The 19656-nt window shown below is 73.6% G+C and carries 17 protein-coding genes and 1 tRNA gene; 10 read left to right on the top strand and 8 right to left on the bottom strand.

Translation table 11 applies throughout. The annotated features are described in order from the left end of the window. Positions 1-45: 45 nt before the first annotated feature. Both GCU56_RS18280 and GCU56_RS18275 read right to left on the bottom strand, forming a co-directional pair. A complete protein-coding gene (locus GCU56_RS18280; protein WP_163483173.1) occupies positions 46-585 on the bottom strand; it encodes a universal stress protein in 540 nt (179 codons plus the stop codon). A gap of 149 nt (positions 586-734) precedes the next feature. Further along, entirely contained in the window at positions 735-1532 is a 798-nt protein-coding gene (locus GCU56_RS18275; RefSeq protein WP_204332406.1) for a putative protein N(5)-glutamine methyltransferase, read from the bottom strand. A 114-nt stretch (positions 1533-1646) separates the two neighbouring features. Between GCU56_RS18275 and GCU56_RS18270 the strand changes: the two genes are divergently transcribed. Beyond that, complete coding sequence (locus GCU56_RS18270; protein WP_163483171.1) at positions 1647-2147, top strand: MarR family winged helix-turn-helix transcriptional regulator; 501 nt, start codon at positions 1647-1649, stop codon at positions 2145-2147. A 61-nt stretch (positions 2148-2208) separates the two neighbouring features. Continuing rightward, positions 2209-2670 (top strand): DUF5313 family protein, encoded by a 462-nt coding sequence (locus GCU56_RS18265; protein ID WP_345771925.1) that lies wholly within the window; start codon positions 2209-2211, stop codon positions 2668-2670. A gap of 26 nt (positions 2671-2696) precedes the next feature. On the opposite strand, the gene GCU56_RS18260 is transcribed toward GCU56_RS18265, so the two are convergent. Continuing rightward, positions 2697-2770, bottom strand: a tRNA-Gly gene (locus GCU56_RS18260). Between the two features lie 185 nt (positions 2771-2955). Between GCU56_RS18260 and GCU56_RS18255 the strand changes: the two genes are divergently transcribed. Together GCU56_RS18255 and GCU56_RS18250 are read left to right on the top strand one after the other, a co-directional pair. Next, entirely contained in the window at positions 2956-3363 is a 408-nt protein-coding gene (locus GCU56_RS18255) for a YciI family protein (protein WP_163483169.1), read from the top strand. Positions 3364-3369: 6 nt separating this feature from the next. Next, positions 3370-4515 (top strand): DUF6596 domain-containing protein, encoded by a 1146-nt coding sequence (locus tag GCU56_RS18250; protein ID WP_163483168.1) that lies wholly within the window; start codon positions 3370-3372, stop codon positions 4513-4515. Here GCU56_RS18250 and GCU56_RS18245 read toward each other — a convergent pair. Then, positions 4493-4672, bottom strand: coding sequence for a hypothetical protein (locus GCU56_RS18245; RefSeq protein WP_163483167.1), 180 nt, complete (start codon positions 4670-4672; stop codon positions 4493-4495). The two genes, GCU56_RS18250 and GCU56_RS18245, sit on opposite strands and share 23 nt — an antisense overlap. 99 nt (positions 4673-4771) lie before the next feature. Between GCU56_RS18245 and GCU56_RS18240 the strand changes: the two genes are divergently transcribed. The 3 genes from GCU56_RS18240 (at position 4772) to GCU56_RS18230 (ending at position 8165) form a co-directional block, all read left to right on the top strand. Further along, complete coding sequence (locus GCU56_RS18240; protein WP_163483166.1) at positions 4772-5221, top strand: helix-turn-helix domain-containing protein; 450 nt, start codon at positions 4772-4774, stop codon at positions 5219-5221. Between the two features lie 5 nt (positions 5222-5226). Further along, entirely contained in the window at positions 5227-5637 is a 411-nt protein-coding gene (locus GCU56_RS18235) for a VOC family protein (protein ID WP_163483165.1), read from the top strand. Between the two features lie 134 nt (positions 5638-5771). Continuing rightward, the gene (locus tag GCU56_RS18230) at positions 5772-8165 is read left to right on the top strand and encodes an ATP-binding cassette domain-containing protein (RefSeq protein ID WP_163483164.1); all 2394 of its coding nucleotides are present in this window, start codon (positions 5772-5774) and stop codon (positions 8163-8165) included. Between the two features lie 32 nt (positions 8166-8197). On the opposite strand, the gene GCU56_RS18225 is transcribed toward GCU56_RS18230, so the two are convergent. Next, a complete protein-coding gene (locus GCU56_RS18225) occupies positions 8198-10876 on the bottom strand; it encodes an ATP-binding protein (protein ID WP_345771924.1) in 2679 nt (892 codons plus the stop codon). Between the two features lie 190 nt (positions 10877-11066). On the opposite strand from GCU56_RS18225, the gene dcd reads away from it, so the two are divergent. Continuing rightward, complete coding sequence (dcd, locus tag GCU56_RS18220; RefSeq protein WP_163483163.1) at positions 11067-11654, top strand: dCTP deaminase; 588 nt, start codon at positions 11067-11069, stop codon at positions 11652-11654. Here the strand turns inward: dcd and GCU56_RS18215 are convergent. From GCU56_RS18215 to GCU56_RS18205, 3 genes are all read right to left on the bottom strand, one after another. Next, positions 11623-12942, bottom strand: a complete 1320-nt coding sequence (locus tag GCU56_RS18215; RefSeq protein ID WP_163483162.1) for an MFS transporter — start codon at positions 12940-12942, stop codon at positions 11623-11625. The genes dcd and GCU56_RS18215 overlap by 32 nt on opposite strands. Then, positions 12939-14246 (bottom strand): MFS transporter, encoded by a 1308-nt coding sequence (locus GCU56_RS18210; protein ID WP_163483161.1) that lies wholly within the window; start codon positions 14244-14246, stop codon positions 12939-12941. The genes GCU56_RS18215 and GCU56_RS18210 overlap by 4 nt, the downstream gene beginning before the upstream one ends. A 134-nt stretch (positions 14247-14380) precedes the next feature. Beyond that, the gene (locus GCU56_RS18205) at positions 14381-16669 is read right to left on the bottom strand and encodes a (Fe-S)-binding protein (RefSeq protein WP_163483160.1); all 2289 of its coding nucleotides are present in this window, start codon (positions 16667-16669) and stop codon (positions 14381-14383) included. Positions 16670-17091: 422 nt separating this feature from the next. On the opposite strand from GCU56_RS18205, the gene dnaK reads away from it, so the two are divergent. Beyond that, complete coding sequence (gene dnaK / locus GCU56_RS18200; protein ID WP_163483159.1) at positions 17092-18966, top strand: molecular chaperone DnaK; 1875 nt, start codon at positions 17092-17094, stop codon at positions 18964-18966. Continuing rightward, entirely contained in the window at positions 18963-19652 is a 690-nt protein-coding gene (gene grpE / locus GCU56_RS18195; RefSeq protein ID WP_163483158.1) for a nucleotide exchange factor GrpE, read from the top strand. The genes dnaK and grpE overlap by 4 nt, the downstream gene beginning before the upstream one ends. Positions 19653-19656 lie beyond the last annotated feature (4 nt).

The following is a 19656-nucleotide window of genomic DNA, read 5'->3' as shown; positions in this document are numbered from 1 at the left end:
GGAGTGGGAGGAGCGCTCGGGACGACGGGAGATGCGGGCCCCCTGTCAGGCGCCGCGAGCCAGGCGGCGGGCCGGCGGGCGGGGGACCGCGGGGCGCAGCAGGGTCTTGCCGTGGGAGCTGACGACCACCAGGTCGGCACCGCGCGCGGCCCCGATCAGCGCCTCGAACACCGGCCGGTCCAGGACGGTGGTGCGGCTGCGCCCGACCACCCCGGTCTCGCCGATGGCGCGGAGCACCTGCGCCTCCAGCCGGTCCTGGGCCGCGGCCGCGTCCCGGCGGCTCGGCCGGCCCAACCCGCCGAACAGGTCGTCGTGGGCGTCGTCGAGCACGCAGACGGCCACGACCGTGGCCTCACGGCGAGCCGCCTCGCGCAACGCCCAGACCAGCCCCCGGTAGCTGCTGGGTGAGCCGTCGACGTCGACGACCAGCCACGGGCTCTGCCGGCGGGGCAGCAGCGGGCTGAGCCGCATCGGCTCGACGCGCGGCCTCCCCTCGGGAGCCGGGTCGCCGGCGCCGTCCAGGACCGGGGGAGCCGACGGAGCCTGCTCGTCCGGCCCGCTGGGGACCGGGTGCGCGTCCGTCATGTCCATGATCGTGGTCTGCGCCCGGAAGAGGCGGCAGGGCCCAAGGGCCCGGCATCGCCGCAGGTCACGTGGTGACGGAGCCGTTCCGAATCAACGCCGAGCGTGTCATAGCAGGGTGTGACGAGCCGAGCACACCGTTCTCGTGCACCTCACGCGCGGACGGGCCACCGGTCCGGCGCCGTGCCGACGACGACCGTGGCGTCGCGGTCGTCGTCGCGGACCACCGCCGCGGCCAGCCCGCCGGCGACCACGGCGGCCGCCGTGAGCGGCGCCTGCCGGCGGCTGGTCTCCACCAGGAGGGTGCCGCCGGGCGCCAGCCACCCCAGCGCGCCGGCGGCGACCCGGCGGTGCAGGTCCACGCCGTCGGCCCCGCCGTCCAAGGCGGAGTGCGGCTCGTGGTCGCGCGCCTCGGGCGGCATGAGCGCGATCTCGGTGGTGGGCACGTAGGGGGCGTTCGCCGCGATCACGGCCACCCGGCCCCGCAGGTCCGGTGGCAGCGCGGCGTAGAGGTCGCCGCGGTGGACCCGGCCGCCGACCGGGGCGAGGTTCCGCTCGGCGCAGCGCACGGCGGTCGGGTCGACGTCGGCGGCGTGCAGCTCGATCGGGCCGACGGCCGCGGCCACGGCCGCGCCCACCGCCCCGGTCCCGCAGCACAGGTCGACCACCACCCCGGGCCGGCCGTGCAGCGCCTCGACGGCCCGGTCGACCAGGAGACCGGTGCGGCGGCGCGGGACGAAGACCCCCGGGGCGACGGCGATCCGCAGCCCGCAGAACTCCGCCCAACCGAGGACCAGTTCGAGCGGCTCGCCGGCGACCCGCCGGGCCACGCGGTCCTCGAGCTGCTCCGGTCCGCCGTCCGCCGCGGTCAGCGCGGCGGCCTCCTCCTCGGCGAACACGCAGCCGGCGGCGCGCAGCCGGGCCACCAGCGCTTCGGGGACGGCGGGCACGGGCGCCTCCCGGCAGGTGTGGCGCCGCCGCGCCGGGTGCGCGGGGCCGAGCCAGGCTACGGCGGCCGCTCGTCGGGCCCGAGCGGTGCGGCCGCCGTCCCTACCATGGGTCGCATGGAGGAGACCGCCGCCGCGACGCCGGCCGGGGACGAGGCGCTCGCTCTGGAGAGGCAGGTCTGCTTCGCCCTGTCGGTCGCCGCGCGCAACGTCGTCGCGGTGTACCGGCCGTGGCTGGAGCCGATGGGGCTCACCCATCCCCAGTACCTGGTGATGCTGGCGCTCTGGCAGCACGGGCCGCTCTCGGTCAAGGACCTCAGCCGGCTCCTGCAGCTGGACCCCGGGACCCTCTCACCGCTGGTCAAGCGCCTGGAGGTGGGCGGACTGGTCCGCCGTGACCGGGACCGGCGGGACGAACGGGCCCTGGCCATCGCGCTGACCGATCGCGGCCGGGCGCTGCGCGAGCAGGCCGAGGCAATCCCCGCCGGCATCGTGTCCCGGCTCGGCATGGACCCGGCCCGGCTCGCTCTGCTGCACGAGGTGCTGACCGAGGTCATCGCCGCATCCCAGGTGCTGCACAAGGGTGACGACGCACCGGTGACCTCCGCGACACCATGATGATTGGGGCCCCAATCATTGGTGTACTCACCGGATGGGGCGTACACAGGGAGTCGTGACGGTGAGCGGACAGGCGTCGGTGGACCCGGGCGGATCGGCAGAGCAGGTCCGTCGGCCCGGCGTCCTGCGGTGGATCGGCTACGCCCTGGGCGCGGGTCTGCCCGCCCGCCACCGGTCCTGGGTGCTGCACGACACGACGACCCGGACGTGGGCGCTCCGGCACATGGCCCGCGCGATGATCCAGCTGGCCGTCCCCATCGCCCTGGTGGTGCTGCTGGTGCCCGGCCCACTCTGGATCCGCGCGATGGCCGCCCTGGGCGGGGTCGCGCTGGGGCTCTTCTTCTCCATCGCCTACATGACGGAGACGCTGGAGGGCCGGGTCAAGAAGGCCGGCTACCCCGCGGGCACGGCGGCCCGCGTGCGGGACCGGGCGGCCCGCGAGCGGGATCAGCAGGACTCCCAGCGGCGGCGCGCGGCAGCGGCGCGACGGGCGGCGCGGTACCAGGGGCGCCGCGACGGGTGAGCCGGCGGGCCGGCGCACGTCTCGTGTGGAGCGGGTGACGAGAATCGAACTCGCACTGTCAGCTTGGGAAGCTGATGTTCTACCATTGAACTACACCCGCACTGCTGCCCTGGCCTGCGCGGCTGCGGAGCCCCGCCGCCCGGTGAGCAGTCCTGGGAATTGTACACGGGGCGTTCCCGGCCGCGGCCCCCACCCGACGTGCTGGCCGATGTCGAGAACCCGCGCGCGGCTCCGTCCCCCGGGTGCACGCGGCCAGGATGGGCCGCACCCGACCAGGGAGACCACATGGCCAAGTACCTGCTGCTCAAGCACTACCGGGGCGCCCCGGCGGCGGTCAACGACGTGCCGATGGACCAGTGGACGCCGGACGAGGTCCTGGCCCACGTGCGGTACATGAACGACTTCGCCGCCCGGCTCCAGGAGACCGGCGAGTTCGTCGACGAGCAGGCGCTGTCCCCGAGGGGCACCTTCGTCCGCTACGACGGCCCGGGCCGGCCGCCGGTCACCGACGGCCCGTTCGCGGAGACCAAGGACCTGATCGCCGGCTGGATGGTGATCGACGTCGAGTCGCACGACCGGGCGCTCGAGCTGGCCGGCGAGCTGTCCGCGGCTCCGGGCGCGCGTGGGGAGCCGATCCACGAGTGGCTCGAGGTGCGCCCCTTCCTGGGGGCGCCGCAGACCATCACGGAGTGACCGGCGGTGGACGAGGCGCTGCTGCGCAGCCTCACCCCCACCGTGATCGGGATCCTCGGCCGCCGCGGAGCTGACTTCGCGGCGGCCGAGGACGCGGTGCAGGAGGCGCTGGTCGAGGCCGTGCGCGTGTGGCCGGACGACCCGCCGCGGGACCCCAGGGCCTGGCTGGTCACCGTGGCCTGGCGCAAGTTCCTCGACGGCTCCCGCGCCGACACCTCCCGGCGGCGTCGGGAGGAGCTCGTGCAGGAGGAGCCGGCGCCCGGGCCCGGCACCGAGACCGACGACACGTTGGAGCTGTACTTCCTGTGCGCCCACCCGTCGCTGTCCCCCGCGTCCGCCGTCGCGCTCACCCTGCGCGCGGTCGGCGGACTGACCACGCGGCAGATCGCACAGGCCTACCTCGTGCCCGAGGCGACGATGGCCCAGCGCATCAGCCGCGCCAAGCGGACGGTCTCCGACGTCCGGTTCACCCAGCACGGGGACGTCGCCACCGTGCTGCGGGTGCTCTACCTGGTCTTCAACGAGGGCTACTCCGGTGACGTCGACCTCGCCGCCGAGGCGATCCGGCTCACCCGTCAGCTCGCAGCCAGTGTCGAGCACGCGGAGGTGGCGGGACTGCTCGCGCTCATGCTGCTGCACCACGCGCGGCGCCCGGCACGGACCCGCCCGGACGGCAGCCTCGTCCCCCTCGCCGAGCAGGACCGCAGCCGGTGGGACACCGAGCTGGTCGCCGAGGGCGTCGAGGTGCTCCAGGCAGCACTCGCCCGGGACCGGCTGGGCGAGTTCCAGGCCCAGGCCGCCGTCGCCGCGCTGCACGCCGACGCCCGGACGGCGGAGGAGACCGACTGGGTGCAGATCGTCGAGTGGTACGACGAGCTGGTGCGGCTCACCGGCAGCCCGGTCGCGCGCCTCAACCGGGCCGTGGCGGTGGGGGAGGCCGACGGCCCACGGGCCGGATTGGCCGCCCTGGCCGAACTCGACCCCTCCCTGCCCCGCCACACCGCCGTCGCGGCCTACCTGCACGAACGCGACGGCGATCCGGTCACCGCGGCTCGCCTCTACGCCGAGGCCGCCCGGTCGGCGCACGACCTGCCCGAGCGTGACCACCTGACGCGGCAGGCCGCGCGGCTCAACGCGCAGGTGCGGGGTTGAGCCACCGCTCGTCGCGCCGCCGGCCCCGGACGGTGCTCGCCCCGGCGGCGTCGGCGGTCGACGCCGCGACGACCTCCTCGTCCGGACCGGCCCGGGCGCAGCCGCCCTGGGCGTCGGTGTGGTACCCGTCCAGCGACGAGGCGACGGAGTGGGTCACGCGTCGCACCGGCCCACCCGGCCGGCCCGTGGCCGCGCCCGACCTGCGGGGCGCTGTTCGGCGGGGGGCGGGGCGGCTGGACGTGGCACGATCCGGCACGTGACCAGCGGCGACCCGGCGGCGGTGCAGCTGCGCGACCTCGCCCGGCTGCGCCGCGTCCGCGACCGGATCGACCGCGAGTACGCGCAGCCGCTGGACGTCGAGGCCCTCGCCCGCGGCGCGCACATGTCGGCCGGCCACCTCAGCCGCGAGTTCCGCCGCGCCTACGGGGAGTCGCCGTACGCCTACCTGATGACGCGGCGGGTCGAGCGGGCGATGACGTTGCTGCGGCGGGGCGACCTGACCGTCACCGAGGTCTGCTTCGCGGTCGGCTGCGGGTCGCTGGGCACCTTCAGCACCCGGTTCACCGAGCTGGTCGGCGTGCCGCCCAGCGTCTACCGGCGCGCGGCGACCGCGGCGACGGCGGGGCTGCCGGCGTGCGTGGCCAAGCAGGTGACCAGACCGGTCAGGAATCGAGAAGCGCAGGTCACGGCGCCCTCTCTAGCGTGATCGACATGGACGTCACCATCCACTCCAGCTTCCTCCCGCACAGCGACCCCGACGCGTCCCTCGCCTTCTTCCGCGACACGCTCGGCTTCGAGGTCCGCCTCGACGTCGGGTACGGCGGCATGCGGTGGATCACCGTCGGCCCCGCCGGCCAGCCCGACACGGCCATCGTCCTGCACCCGCCCACCGCCACCCCGGGCCTCACCGACGACGAGAAGCGCACCCTCCTCGAGCTGATGGCCAAGGGCAGCTACTTCGGCGTCAACCTGGCCACCCCGGACCTCGACCGGACCTTCGCCGAGCTCGAGGCCGGCGGTGCCGAGGTCGTCCAGGAGCCGACCGACCAGGACTACGGCGTCCGCGACTGCGCCGTCCGCGACCCGGCCGGGAACATGATCCGCATCCAGGAGCTGCGCTGAGCGCTCCGGCGGTCATCCGGACGGGCGTAGTGCCACCCGGCTGACACCCCCATCCGGTAGACAGCAGTGCGTCGCCGCCACCACGCCGATGGCGCCCGACCGCCACGGCGCACCTCCGGACAGATGGAGATCCGATGAGCACGGCCACGAGCACGGACGCGCAGTCGCCCGCGCTGCCCGCCGCCGACCGCCACGACCTGATCCGCGTGCTGGGAGCGCGGGTGAACAACCTCAAGGACGTCAGCGTCGAGATCCCGAAGCGCCGGCTCACCGTGTTCACCGGCGTCTCCGGCTCGGGCAAGAGCTCGCTGGTGTTCGGCACCATCGCCGCGGAGTCGCAGCGGCTGATCAACGAGACCTACAGCGCCTTCGTGCAGGGGTTCATGCCGACGCTGGCCCGCCCGGAGGTCGACCTGCTGGAGGGTCTGACGACGGCGATCATCGTCGACCAGGAGCGCATGGGCGCCAACCCGCGCTCCACCGTCGGCACCGCCACCGACGCCAACGCGATGCTCCGGATCCTCTTCAGCCGGCTGGGCACGCCGCACATCGGTCCCCCCACCGCGTTCTCGTTCAACGTCCCGACGCGGAAGGCGAGCGGGGTGATGAGCACGGAGAAGTCCGGCGGCCGGGTCGAGAAGGCCGTGGTGCGCGACGTCGTCTACCTGGGCGGGATGTGCCCGCGCTGCGAGGGCATGGGCTCGGTCTCCGACTTCGACCTCACGGCGCTCTACGACGAGACCAAGTCGCTGGGCGAGGGTGCGCTGACGATCCCCGGCTACAGCATGGACGGCTGGTACGGCCGGATCTTCAGCGGCGCCGGCTTCGACATGGACAAGCCCATCGCGGAGTACACCAAGAAGGAGCTGCACGACCTCCTCTACAAGGAGCCGACGAAGATCAAGGTGGAGGGGATCAACCTCACCTACGAGGGCGTCATCCCGAAGATCCAGAAGTCGATGCTCGCCAAGGACGTCGACGCCATGCAGCCGCACATCCGCGCCTTCGTGGAGCGCGCGATCACGTTCCAGCGCTGTCCCGAGTGCGACGGCACCCGGCTCACCCCCGAGGCCAGGTCGTCGACGATCCGGGGCAAGAACATCGCCGACCTGTGCGAGATGCAGATCAGCGACCTCGCCGGCTGGGTCCGCGCGCTCGACGAGCCGTCGGTGGCCCCCCTGCTCACCGGGCTGCGCCACCTCCTCGACTCGTTCGCGGAGATCGGGCTGGGCTATCTCTCCCTCGACCGGCCGGCGGGCACGCTCTCCGGCGGAGAGGCGCAGCGGACCAAGATGATCCGCCACCTGGGTTCCTCGCTCACCGACGTCACCTACGTCTTCGACGAGCCGACGATCGGGCTGCACCCGCACGACATCGAGCGGATGAACCGGCTGCTGCTGCAGCTGCGGGACAAGGGCAACACGGTGCTCGTCGTGGAGCACAAGCCCGAGACGATCGCGATCGCCGACCACGTCGTCGACCTCGGTCCCGGCGCGGGGACGGGGGGCGGCACCGTCTGCTTCGAGGGCACCGTCGACGGGCTGCGGGAGAGCGACACCGTCACCGGCCGGCACCTCGACGACCGGGCGGAGGTCAAGGACTCGGTCCGGTCGTCGTCCGGTGCCCTGGAGGTCCGCGGCGCGTCCACGCACAACCTCCAGGACGTCGACGTCGACATCCCGCTCGGCGTCCTCTGCGTGCTCACCGGCGTGGCCGGCTCGGGCAAGAGCTCGCTGGTCAACGGCTCGGTCGCGGGCCGCGACGGCGTCGTGGTCGTCGACCAGGGGGCCATCCGCGGGTCCCGGCGCAGCAACCCCGCGACCTACACCGGCCTGCTCGAGCCGATCCGCAAGGCGTTCGCGAAGGCCAACGGCGTGAAGCCGGCGCTGTTCAGCTCCAACTCCGAGGGCGCCTGCCCCACCTGCAACGGCGCCGGCGTCATCTACACGGAGCTGGGCGTCATGGCCACCGTCGAGTCGCCGTGCGAGGAGTGCGAGGGCAAGCGGTTCCAGGCGTCGGTCCTCGAGTACACCTTCGGTGGGCGCAACATCGCCGAGGTGCTCGCCATGTCGGTGACCGAGGCCGAGGCGTTCTTCGGGGACGGCGACGCGCGCACCCCGGCCGCGCACACGATCCTCGACCGGCTCGCCGACGTCGGCCTGGGCTACCTCACCCTCGGGCAACCGCTCACCACGCTGTCCGGCGGCGAGCGGCAGCGGTTGAAGCTGGCTGCCCAGATGGCGGAGAAGGGCGACGTCTACGTCCTCGACGAGCCGACCACCGGCCTGCACCTCGCCGACGTGGAGAACCTCCTCGGCCTGCTCGACCGGCTGGTCGATGCCGGGAAGTCGGTCCTCGTCATCGAGCACCACCAGGCGGTCATGGCGCACGCCGACTGGATCATCGACCTCGGCCCCGGCGCCGGGCACGACGGCGGCCGGATCGTCTTCGAGGGCACGCCCGCCGACCTCGTCGCCGCCCGCTCGACCCTCACCGGCGAGCACCTCGCGGCCTACGTCGGGGCGTAGGCGCCGCACCCCGCCCGGTACCACGGCCGGCGTCAGCGGCTGCGGATGACCACCGTGGTACCGGCGGGGCTCGGCGTGGCGGTGATGTCACCGATCGCGCTCATCAGCATCGAGCCGCGGCCGCGGTCCATGCTCGCCACCCGCTCCCGCCAGCGGCCGTAGTCCCGGACGGCGATCTCCACCCGCCCGCCGACCACCTCGGCGGCGACGTCGATGAACGGCTCGGTCGGGTCCTGGGCGTGCTCGATCGCGTTGGTCGCCGCCTCGCAGGTGGCGAGCACCAGGTCGTAGGCGCGGTCATCGTCCAGTCCGGCGTCGGCGAACAGGGCCCGCAGCCGGCGGCGCAGCGCCGGGACCGACGAGCCCGCCGACGGCAGGCGCCAGTGACCGGTGACGGTCCGGGGCGGTGCGGACGGCGCGGGTGGCTCCCCGACCGTCACCGGGGCGCGGGGGCGTGGCGGCGTGGCCACCGGTCCGGAGGCCGGGCCGGCCGGCGGCGCGGGCGGCGGCAACGGGACGCCGGGCGCCCGCCGGGTACCTCGACCGAGCACCGAGCGCAGCCGTGCGACGAGCTCCGCGGACTGGAACGGCTTGGCCAGGTAGTCGTCCACCCCCGCGTCGAAGCCCTCGACCGCGGCCTCCTGGCCGGCCCGGGCGGTCAGCATGACCACCGGGATCTCCCGGGTCGCCGGGTCGGTGCGCAGGGCACGCAGCAGGCCGAAGCCGTCCAGCCCCGGCATCATCACGTCGGTCAGGACGACGTCCGGGCGCATCTCGGCGATGCTGGCCAGCGCCGGTACGCCGTCGTCCGCCGTCCGCACCGTCCACTCGGGGGACAGCAGGCGGCGCAGGTAGGCGCGCATGTCGGCGTTGTCGTCGACGACCAGGACGACCGGACGCGGGGCGCCGGCCGGCGGTCCCGGCGGTGCCGCGGACCAGTCCAGCTCGTCGTCCCACGGGGTGACCGCGGCTCCCCGCGCGGCGTCCGACGGTGTGGCCGGGCCCTCCGCGGGCGCGTCGGGGGCGCCGAGCGGCACGGTCACGGTGAAGGTGCTGCCCACGCCGGGCTCGCTGTCCACCCGCACCGAGCCGCCGTGCAGCGTGACCAGCTCGCGCACCAGGGCCAGCCCCAGGCCGGTGCCCTCGCGGCTGCGGGCGGGCGAGCCGGCGACCCGGTGGAACCGCTCGAACAGCTGCGGCAGCTCGGCGGCGGGGATGCCGACCCCGGTGTCGGCCACCTCCAGGACGACGGCGTCACCGGCGGCGCGCAGCGAGACGTCGATGCCGCCGACGAACGTGTACTTCACCGCGTTGGCGACCAGGTTGAGGACGATCTTCTCCCACATCCGCGGATCCACGAACGCCGGCCGGCCCAGCGGCGGGCACTCGACGGTGAGCCGCAGCCCCGCCCGTTCCGTGGCGGCCCGGAGCACCCCGGCCAGCTCGGCGGTGAACGCGGCCAGATCGGTCTCCACGCGCACCGCCGACGCGCGGCCGGCCTCGATGCTGACGAACTCGAGCAGGTCGTTCACCAGCCGCTGCAGCCGGTGGCCGTTGCGCAGGGCGAGGGTGAGCTGGTCCCGGACGCCGGCCGGCAGCCCGGGTCCGGCGTCGGCGAGGGCGTCGGCGATCGGGGCCATGAGCAGGGTCAGCGGGGTGCGCAGCTCGTGGCTGACGTTGGCGAAGAACGTCGTCTTGGCCCGGTCCAGCTCGGCCAGCGCCTCGGCCCGCGACCGCTGCGCGGCGTAGGCCCGGGCATTGCCCACCGCGCCGGCGAACTGCCCGGCGAGCAGCTCGTGGAAGGTGCGGTACTCGGCGTCCAGCGCCCGGTTCGGGTTGACGCCGACCAGGAGCACGCCGACCCGGTCGGCCCCTGCGCCGCCGGACAGCGGGAGGACGACGGCCTCGGTGACCGGGTCGCCCCACGGGCCCCCCGGGAGACCCAGGCCCGCCACGGCGGCTGCCAGCCGACCGTCGCCGGAGAGGCTCTCGGGCAGCGCCTGCGGATCGCAGCCGATCGCGGCCGCGCGCCGGAGCCCGGGCTCGTCGGGGGTGTTGAGGTAGACCGCGGCCACCGGCACGTCCAGCGGGTCCCCGGCCAGCGCGGCCGTCATCTCCCTCACCGTGGCCGCCTCGTCGCCGAGCTGCTGCCCCGCGGCCGTCGCCACGTCGTGCAGCAACCGCTGCCGCCGCTCGGCCAGCACCTGCCGGGTCACCTCGGTGCACACCGCGTGCATCCCGGCGACCCGGCCGTCGTCCCCGTAGGCGGGGGCGTGGGAGACGGTGAAGTAGGTCTCCTCGCGGTAGCCGGCCCGCTCGAGGAGGAGCAGCAGCTGCGGGATCCACGACGCCTCGCGGGCGGTCATGGCGTGCTCGACCGGCCCCTGGAGGGCGGCCCAGCCCTCGGCGAGGGTGACCCGGAGGTCCGCGCCGATGGCCGCGGGGTGCTTCGCGCCGATGAGCGTGGCGTAGGCGTCGTTGTAGAACTGGGTGTAGCCGGCTCCCCACGCCAGGATCATCGGGAAGCGCGAGGCCAGCACCGTCCGGACGGCGTGCCGCAGGCTGGCCGGCCACCCGGCGACCGGGCCCACCGGCGAGCCGGCCCAGTCGAACGCGGCCATCAGCCGGCCGTTCTCGCCGCCGTCCCGGAACAGCCCCCCGTCGGCGGGGGACGGTGCTCCGTCGGGGCCCGCGCTCACGACCTGCGCCACCTCCGCTCGGCTCCTGGACGGCCGGGCCGTCCCGGCACGCGGCGACGCCCGATCGCCCGGCCGGGGGCCGGGCACCGGAGGGGACGGTACCCCGCGGCCGGCGCCGCCCGGCCGCCAGGAACCCACCGCCGCCCACCTCAGACACTCGCCCGGGGCCGGGCGTCGGCCCTGCCTCCCTAGACTCCGCGGCATGCTGCTGTCCGACCGCGACATCACGGCTGCGCTCGCCGAGGGGCGGCTCGGCATCGACCCCTACGACCAGGCGTTGCTGCAGCCCTCGAGCATCGACGTGCGGCTGGACCGGTACTTCCGGGTCTTCAACAACGCGCGCTACACCCACATCGACCCGGCGGCGCAGCAGGACGACCTCACCGCGCTGGTGGAGCCGCAGGGGGACGAGCCGTTCGTGCTGCACCCCGGCGAGTTCGTGCTGGGCTCCACGCTCGAGGTGGTGCGCATCCCCGACGACCTGGCGGCGCGACTCGAGGGGAAGAGCTCCCTGGGCCGGCTCGGGCTGCTGACCCACTCGACCGCCGGGTTCGTCGACCCGGGGTTCTCCGGCCACATCACGCTGGAGCTGTCGAACGTGGCGAACCTCCCGATCACCCTCTGGCCGGGGATGAAGATCGGCCAGCTGTGCCTGTTCCGGCTCACCAGCCCGGCCGAGAACCCCTACGGCTCGGCGGTGTACGGGTCCCGGTACCAGGACCAGCGCGGCCCCACGCCGTCCCGCTCGTTCCGCAACTTCACCCGCGCGGAGACCCGCCGGGCTCCCTGACGTGCACGGTGACCGGCGGTTCGGTGCCGGCCACCTCGATGACGTCACCGTGCCGCCCGGCCGACGACCAGCCGGGCACCTCGTCGTCGACGAACCGTGGCCGGGTGACGAACCAGCCGGTCACCATGAGCACGGCGACGCCCGTGAGGACGATGACGAACATCCCGGCGTAGCTCCCCGTGGCCCCGCGCAGGACGCCGACCAGCAGCGGGCCCGCGCCGGCCAGCAGGTACCCCCAGCCCTGGACGACGGTCGACAGCGCGGCCGTGGTCTCCGGGGTGCGGGCGCGCAGACCGATGAGGGTGAGCACCATCGCGAAGGTGCCCAGGCCGATGGCGAGGATGCTCATCCAGAGCCAGGGGAGGGTGGTCGGGGCCAGCAGCAGCCCCAGCCACCCGACGACGTAGCAGACGCCGAAGCCGGCCAGCATGGGCCGCTGCAGGTGCGGGCGGACCGACAGCGCCGGCACCACCGCGTTCAGCGGGATCACGACGATCGTGTTGATCCCCAGCAGCAGCCCCGCGGTGGCCGCCGACAGCCCCTCGTCACGCAGGTACTGCGGCGTCCAGCCGATCAGCACGTAGGCCTGCATGGACTGCATGGCGAAGAAGACGGCGAGCGCGAGCGCCATCGGGCTGCGCACGAGGGACCGCATCCGCACGGTCACGTGCGAGTCGCGGGACGCGCCCGGCCGGGCGGGCACCGCGAGCCACGGCAGGGCCGCCAGCAGCGCCAGCACCGCCCACCAGCCCAGCGCCCAGCGCCAGCCGTCGGCACCGGCGGCGGCGGCGATCGGGGCGGCGGTGATGGAGGCGACCGCTCCGCCGGCGGCCATGGCCGTGCTGTAGGCCCCGACCAGGAGGCCGGTCCGATGGGGGAAGTAGCGCTTGACCAGGCTGGGCAGCAGCACGTTGCCCAGGGCTCCGCCGACCATCGCCAGCACGGTGCCCACCAGGAAGAGCCAGAACGGACCGGCCAGCCCGCGCACGACCAGGCCCAGGGCCATCGCCAGCAGCGCGCCGGCGAGCACGTGCCCGTCGCGGTAGCGGGCCGCCAGCGGTGGTCCGGCGAAGCCGATCGCGGCGAAGCACAGCACCGGCATGGTCGTGATGAGCCCGGCGGCGCTGCTGGAGATGCCCAGCCCCGTCTCGATCTCCTCGAGCACCGGGCCGATGCTGTTGACCGCCGTCCGCAGGTTGAACCCGGTGAGCACGATCGCCGTCCCGATGAGCAGCAGCCCGCGGCGGGCGTCGGGGGGCGCGGGCGGGCTGTCGGCGGTGCGGGTCACCCGACGATCGTCCCCCCGTGCTCGGCGCCGGGGACGAGCGGGTCGTTTCCTCGGGCAACGACCCGGCCGCCCGTGGACGCCGGTGACCAGCCGGGCACCTCGTCGTCCACGTACGTCTGCCGCGTGACCACCCAGCCGCTGGCCAGGGCGCCGACCAGCGCGACGGCGACCACGACGAACATCCCGGTGTAGCCGCCGGCGGATCCCCGCAGCAGCCCGACCAGCAGCGGACCGGCAGCCGCCAGCAGGTACCCGACCCCCTGGGCGACGGTGGCCAGGGCGGCGGTGGTCTCCGGCGTGCGGGCGCGCAGCCCGAGCAGGGTGAGCACCATGGGGAACGTGCCCATCCCGACCGCGATCAGGACCATCCACAGCCAGGGCACCACCAGCGGTGCGGCCATCAGCCCGGCGAAGCCGGTGGTGTAGCCCGCCATCAGGACCAGGAGCAGCGGGCGCTGCAGGCCGGGGCGCACCACCAGCGAGGGGATGGTGGCGTTGAGCGGGATGACCGCGAGGGAGTTGATGCCGAGCATCAGCCCGGCCGTCGCGGGGCTCAGCCCGGCGTCCCGCAGGTACTGGGCCGACCAGCCCATGACGATGTAGGCGAGCGTCGTCAGCGAGCCGAAGAACAGCGAGAAGCAGACCGCGAGCCGGCTGCGGGCGAGCGAGCGCATCCGGACGGCGCGCACCGCGCGGCCGCGCGCCCCCGGCCGGGCTCGCACCGCCAGCCACGAGAGGGCGGCGACCAGCGCGAGGGCCGACCAGATGCCCAGGGCCCAGCGCCACCCACCCGGGCCCGCCGCATCCGCGATCGGCTGGGTCACCACCGCGGCGGCGGCGCCGCCCACCGTCATGGCCGTGCTGTAGGCGCCGACCAGCAGGCCGGTCCGAGTGGGGAAGTACCGCTTCACCAGGCCCGGGAGGAGCACGTTCCCCAGCGCTCCCCCGGTCATGGCCACGACCGTGCCCGCCACGAACCCGCCGAAGGAGTCGGTGACCGCACGCAGCACCAGGCCGGCCGCCATGGCGCCCAGGGCGGCGCCCAGGACGTGCGCGTCGCGGAACCGAGCGGTGAGGAGTGGGCCGGCGAAGCCGATGCCGGCGAAGCAGAGCACCGGCAGCGTCGTCACGACACCGACCAGGCCGCTGGAGAGCCCGAGACCGTCCTGCAGCTCCTCCAGCACCGGGCCCACGCTCGTGACCGCGGTCCGCAGGTTCAATGCGGTCAGCACGATCGCCGCGCCGATCAGCGCGAGCTCCCGGCTGCCGGTCGGGGCCGGTGGCGCGTCGGCGGCGGAGGACACCCGACGATGGTCCCTCGCCACCCGGGCCCCGTCGTGGTCGGCCTCCTCGCAGGGGCCCGCCGCGAGCTGGCGAGCGGTGGGGGGCGAGGAGGTCCTTCTGCCGCGGCGCAACCATCGGCGGCCCCGCGGTCCTCCTACTGCGGGCCGTGCTCCGTGGCCGCGGAGCCGGTGCCCGCCACGTCGTCGGCCAGCCTGCCGACGTCGGCCCCCGCCTCGGTGCCGGGCGCGCCGACGGGAGCGAGCGAGCGGAGCAGGATCTGGCTGACGTCGAGCACCTCGACGTGCTCGCCGGCCTCACCGTTCTGCTTCTTGGTGGTGAGTGCGTCGCTGAGCATCGTGATGCAGAACGGGCACGCGGTGGAGATGACGTCGGGATCGAGCTCGAGCGCCTCCTCGGTGCGCTCCACGTTGATCCGCTTGCCGATCTTCTCCTCCATCCACATCCGCGCACCGCCGGCTCCGCAGCAGAAGCCGCGGTCCTTGCACCGGTGCATCTCCTGGGTGGTGAGGCCCTGGACGGAGTCGAGGATCTCCCGCGGCGGGGTGTAGACCTTGTTGTGCCGGCCGAGGAAGCACGGGTCGTGGTAGGTGACCTTGCGGTCGACCGGCGTGACCGGCGTGAGCCGGCCCTCCGCCACCAGCTGGCCGAGCAGCTGGGTGTGGTGCACGACCTCGTAGTGGCCGCCCACCTGCGGGTACTCCTTGCTCAGCGAGTTGAAGCAGTGCGGGCAGGTGGCCACGATCTTGCGCATCCCCGGCACCCGGCCCTCGAAGACGCCGTCGAGGGTGGCCACGTTCTCCTGGGCCAGCATCTGGAAGACGAACTCGTTGCCCAGGCGGCGCGCGGGGTCACCGGAGCAGGTCTCCCCCGACCCGAGGACGGCGAACTCGACGCCCGCGGTGTGCAGCAGTTCGGCGACGGCCTTGGTGACCTTCTTGGCGCGGTCGTCGATGGCGCCGGCGCAGCCGACCCAGAACAGGTACTCGATGTCGTAGTCCAGCGGGCCGTCGGCGACCTGCACCTCGAAGTCCAGGTCGCGCATCCACTCGTCGCGGGTGCTGGCCTGGACGCCCCAGGGGTTGCCGCGGTTCTCCAGGTTGCGCAGCATCACGCCGGCCTCGGAGGGGAAGTTGGACTCGATCAGCACCTGGTAGCGGCGCATGTCCTCGATGTGGTCGACGTGCTCGATGTCGACCGGGCACTGCTCGACGCAGGCGCCGCAGTTGGTGCAGCTCCAGAGGACGTCGGGGTCGATGACCCCGCCCTCCTCGAGGGTGCCGACGAGGGGGCGGTGCGCCTGGGCGTCGTTGGTGCCCTCGATGCGGGCGTACCCCGATGCCCAGACCTGCTCGTCGGAGGGCTCGAGGACGTCGTAGTCCGGTGCGGTCTCAGAGGCGGTCTTCTCGCCCAGCAGGTAGGGGGCCTTCGCGTACAGGTGGTCGCGGAGGTCCATCACCACCATCTTCGGGCTGAGCGGCTTGCCCGTGTTCCACGCCGGGCACTGGCTCTGGCACCGCCCGCACTCGGTGCAGGTGGTGAAGTCCAGCAGGCCTTTCCAGGTGAAGTCCTCGATCTTGCCGCGACCGAAGACGGCGTCCTCGTCGGGGTCCTCGAAGTCGATCGCCTTGCCGCCGCTGGTCATCGGCTGCAGCGGGCCCAGCGCGACGCTGCCGTCGTCCTCGCGCTTGAAGTAGATGTTGAAGAAGGCGCTGAACCGGTGCCAGGCGACGCCCATGTTCAGGATCCGGCTGATGACGACCAGCCAGACCAGCGAGACGACGATCTTGACGAACGCGACGACCGACAGCAGGTCGGGGCTGTCGGGCAGCACGGTGGCCAGCGCGCCGGAGATCGGGTGCGACCAGGCCGGCGCGTCGGTCAGGTCGGAGGAGACCTTGAGCGCCCGGATCAGCAGGATGCAGACGCCGACGGTGAGGACGACGGCCTCGACGAAGTAGCCGCGCCCCTCGTTCGTGCCGGCGAAGCGGCTCGCGCGGCCCTGACGGCGGGGGTGGTCCCGCTGGCGCCGGTAGATCAGGTAGACGATCCCGAGCACCGTGCCGGTGCCGATGACGTCGGCGAACAGGTTCCAGAGGAACCACTCGCCGATCAGCGGCAGGTGGAAGGAGGGGTCCCACACCTCGCCGAACGCCTCGACCAGGGTGAGGAACAGGCCGTAGAAGCCGACGAAGACGAACCAGTGGGCCACGCCGATGGTCGACCACTTGAGCATCCGGGTGTGCCCGAGCGACTCGACCAGCAGCGTCTTCAGCCGGGACCGCACCGGGCCGAAGCGGGTGTCGTCGGGCTGGCCGATCCGGATGATCCGCACCATCGCGCGCACCGCCCGGTAGGCCATCACCGAGGCCACCACCAGGAACAGGACGCTGACCGTCCCCAGGACGACCTGCAAGGGGCCCATCGATTTCCCTCCCGGACGCCTGTCGGCGTCGGTTGATCCCCCACCCGCCGGGACGGCGGGAGCGCGCTCGCCGTCGTCGTGACCGGCCCGGGAGCCGGCGGCGGACCGCCGCGGACACCGGTGCCCGCGCTCGCACGATAGCTGCCCGGACCGAGAGGCTACTCGCCGGTAACCACGATGTGGGCAGGGCGCGGCCACCCCGCCACGGCCCGCCCACCCCGCGGGCCCGGTCGCCGATGATCGGTCCCCTGGTCATCGGAAGCCGCGCGAGGAGGGCCGGGGTCTCGGCCCCGGGAACAGTTCTCCGGGGGCTGCCGTTAGGGTGGGCAGGAAAGTTGAGCGGACCACGCGCAAGGCGACGTCCCTCAGCTCCTGAGACGGACCAGTACCACCCCACGGCACACGGAAGAGAGGCCATCTCCATGGCTCGAGCGGTCGGTATCGACCTCGGCACCACCAACTCCGTCGTCACCGTCCTGGAGGGCGGCGAGCCGACGGTCATCGCGAACTCCGAGGGCTCGCGCACCACGCCGTCGGTCGTCGCCTTCGCCAAGAACGGCGAAGTCCTCGTCGGCCAGTCGGCGAAGAACCAGGCGGTCACCAACGTCGACCGGACCATCCGCAGCGTCAAGCGGCACATGGGCACCGACTGGTCGACCAACGAGATCGACGGCAAGAAGTACACGCCGCAGGAGATCTCGGCCCGCATCCTGCAGAAGCTCAAGCGGGACGCCGAGACCTACCTGGGCGAGCCGGTCACCGACGCCGTCATCACCGTCCCGGCCTACTTCGAGGACGCCCAGCGGCAGGCCACCAAGGAGGCCGGCGAGATCGCGGGCCTCAACGTCCTGCGCATCGTCAACGAGCCCACCGCGGCCGCGCTGGCCTACGGCCTGGACAAGGGCGAGACCGAGCAGACGATCCTCGTCTTCGACCTCGGCGGCGGCACGTTCGACGTGTCCCTGCTGGAGATCGGCGAGGGCGTCATCGAGGTCAAGGCCACCGCCGGTGACAACCACCTCGGCGGCGACGACTGGGACGAGAAGGTCATGACCCACCTGGTCAAGACCTTCAACGCCTCCAACGGCATCGACCTGTCCAAGGACAAGCTGGCCATGCAGCGGCTCCGCGAGGCCGCCGAGAAGGCCAAGATCGAGCTGTCGGGCGCGCAGTCGACCAACGTCAACCTGCCCTACATCACCGCCGGCGCCGAGGGGCCGCTGCACCTGGACGTCACGATCACCCGCGCCGAGTTCCAGCGGATGACGCAGGACCTGCTCGAGCGCGCCCGCGCGCCGTTCAACCAGGTCGTGCGGGACGCCGGCATCTCGGTCGGCCAGATCGACCACGTCGTCCTCGTCGGTGGGTCCACCCGGATGCCCGCGGTCAGCGACCTGGTCCGGGAGCTGACCGGCGGCAAGGAGCCCAACAAGGGCGTCAACCCGGACGAGGTCGTGGCCATCGGTGCCGCGCTGCAGGCCGGCGTCCTCCGCGGTGAGGTCAAGGACGTCCTGCTGCTCGACGTCACCCCGCTGTCCCTGGGCATCGAGACCAAGGGCGGGATCATGACCAAGCTCATCGAGCGCAACACCACGATCCCGACCAAGCGCTCCGAGATCTTCACGACGGCCGACGACAACCAGCCGTCCGTGCAGATCCAGGTCTTCCAGGGCGAGCGCGAGATGGCCGCCTACAACAAGAAGCTCGGCATGTTCGAGCTGACCGGACTGCCCCCGGCGCCGCGCGGCGTCCCGCAGATCGAGGTCGCCTTCGACATCGACGCCAACGGCATCGTGCACGTCACCGCCAAGGACCTCGGGACGGGCAAGGAGCAGTCGATGACGATCACCGGCGGCTCGGCCCTGCCCAAGGACGACATCGAGCGGATGATGAAGGACGCCGAGGCGCACGCCGAGGAGGACAAGAAGCGCCGCGAGGAGGCCGAGACCCGCAACCTGGCCGAGTCGCTGCAGTACCAGACCGAGAAGTTCCTGGCGGAGAACGGCGACAAAATCCCCGCCGACAAGAAGGAGGAGCTCGGCGAGGCGCTGACGGAGCTCCGCAGCGCTCTCGGCGGCTCTGACATCGCCGCGATCAAGGCCGCGCAGGAGAAGGTCGCCCGCGTGAGCCAGGAGGTCGGCGGGGCGCTCTACGCCCAGCAGGCCGAGGCGGGCGCACCCGGTGCGACCGGTGCCGACGCGGGAACGCCCGGTGACGCCGGTGCGTCGGGTACGGCGGCGGACGACGACGTGGTCGACGCCGAGATCGTCGACGACGAGGGCACCGACCGCCGATGACCGGACCGCAGGGCGAGGAGACGCCGCGGGTCGTGATCCGCGACAAGCGACGCATCGATCCGACCAGCGGCACCGTGCGGGTGCCGGCCGGCGACCAGCCGGCCGGCGCCCGCCCGGGCACCGAACTCCCAGGGGAGCAGATGACCGAGCACGAGACCGCAGCCGGCCCGGCGCCGGTGGCGGCCGACGACGACCTGTCGCGCCAGCTGGCGGAGCGCACCGAGGACCTCCAGCGGGTCACGGCCGAGTACGCCAACTACCGCCGGCGGATCGACCGGGACCGCACGCTGGTGGTCGACCAGGCCGCCGAGCGGTTCGCCGCCCAGCTGTTCCCGATCGTCGACGACATCGAGCGGGCCCGCGACCACGGCGACCTGACCGGCGCCTTCAAGGTCGTCGCCGACCGCGTCCTGGGCCTGCTCGACGGGCTGGGCGTCGAGGGCTTCGGCGTGGCCGGTGACCCGTTCGACCCCGCGCTGCACGAGGCCGTCATGCACGACACCTCGGCCGACGTCGACGTCCCCACCGCGACGACGGTGCTGCGGCAGGGTTTCCGTCGCGGCGACCGCGTGCTGCGGACGGCGATGGTGGCGGTCACCGATCCGGAGTCCCCGGCGGCGGGCGACGGCGGAGCCCCCGAGGCGGCGCCGGCGCAGCCGGGCGACGCCGCACCGGCGTCCGACTGAACCA

It is taken from the genome of Geodermatophilus sabuli (genome assembly GCF_010686765.1).
Taxonomy (GTDB): Bacteria; Actinomycetota; Actinomycetes; order Mycobacteriales; family Geodermatophilaceae; genus Geodermatophilus; species Geodermatophilus sabuli_A.
Note: the sequence above shows the minus strand (reverse complement) of the source record. Positions and strands in the feature narration are given on the sequence as shown.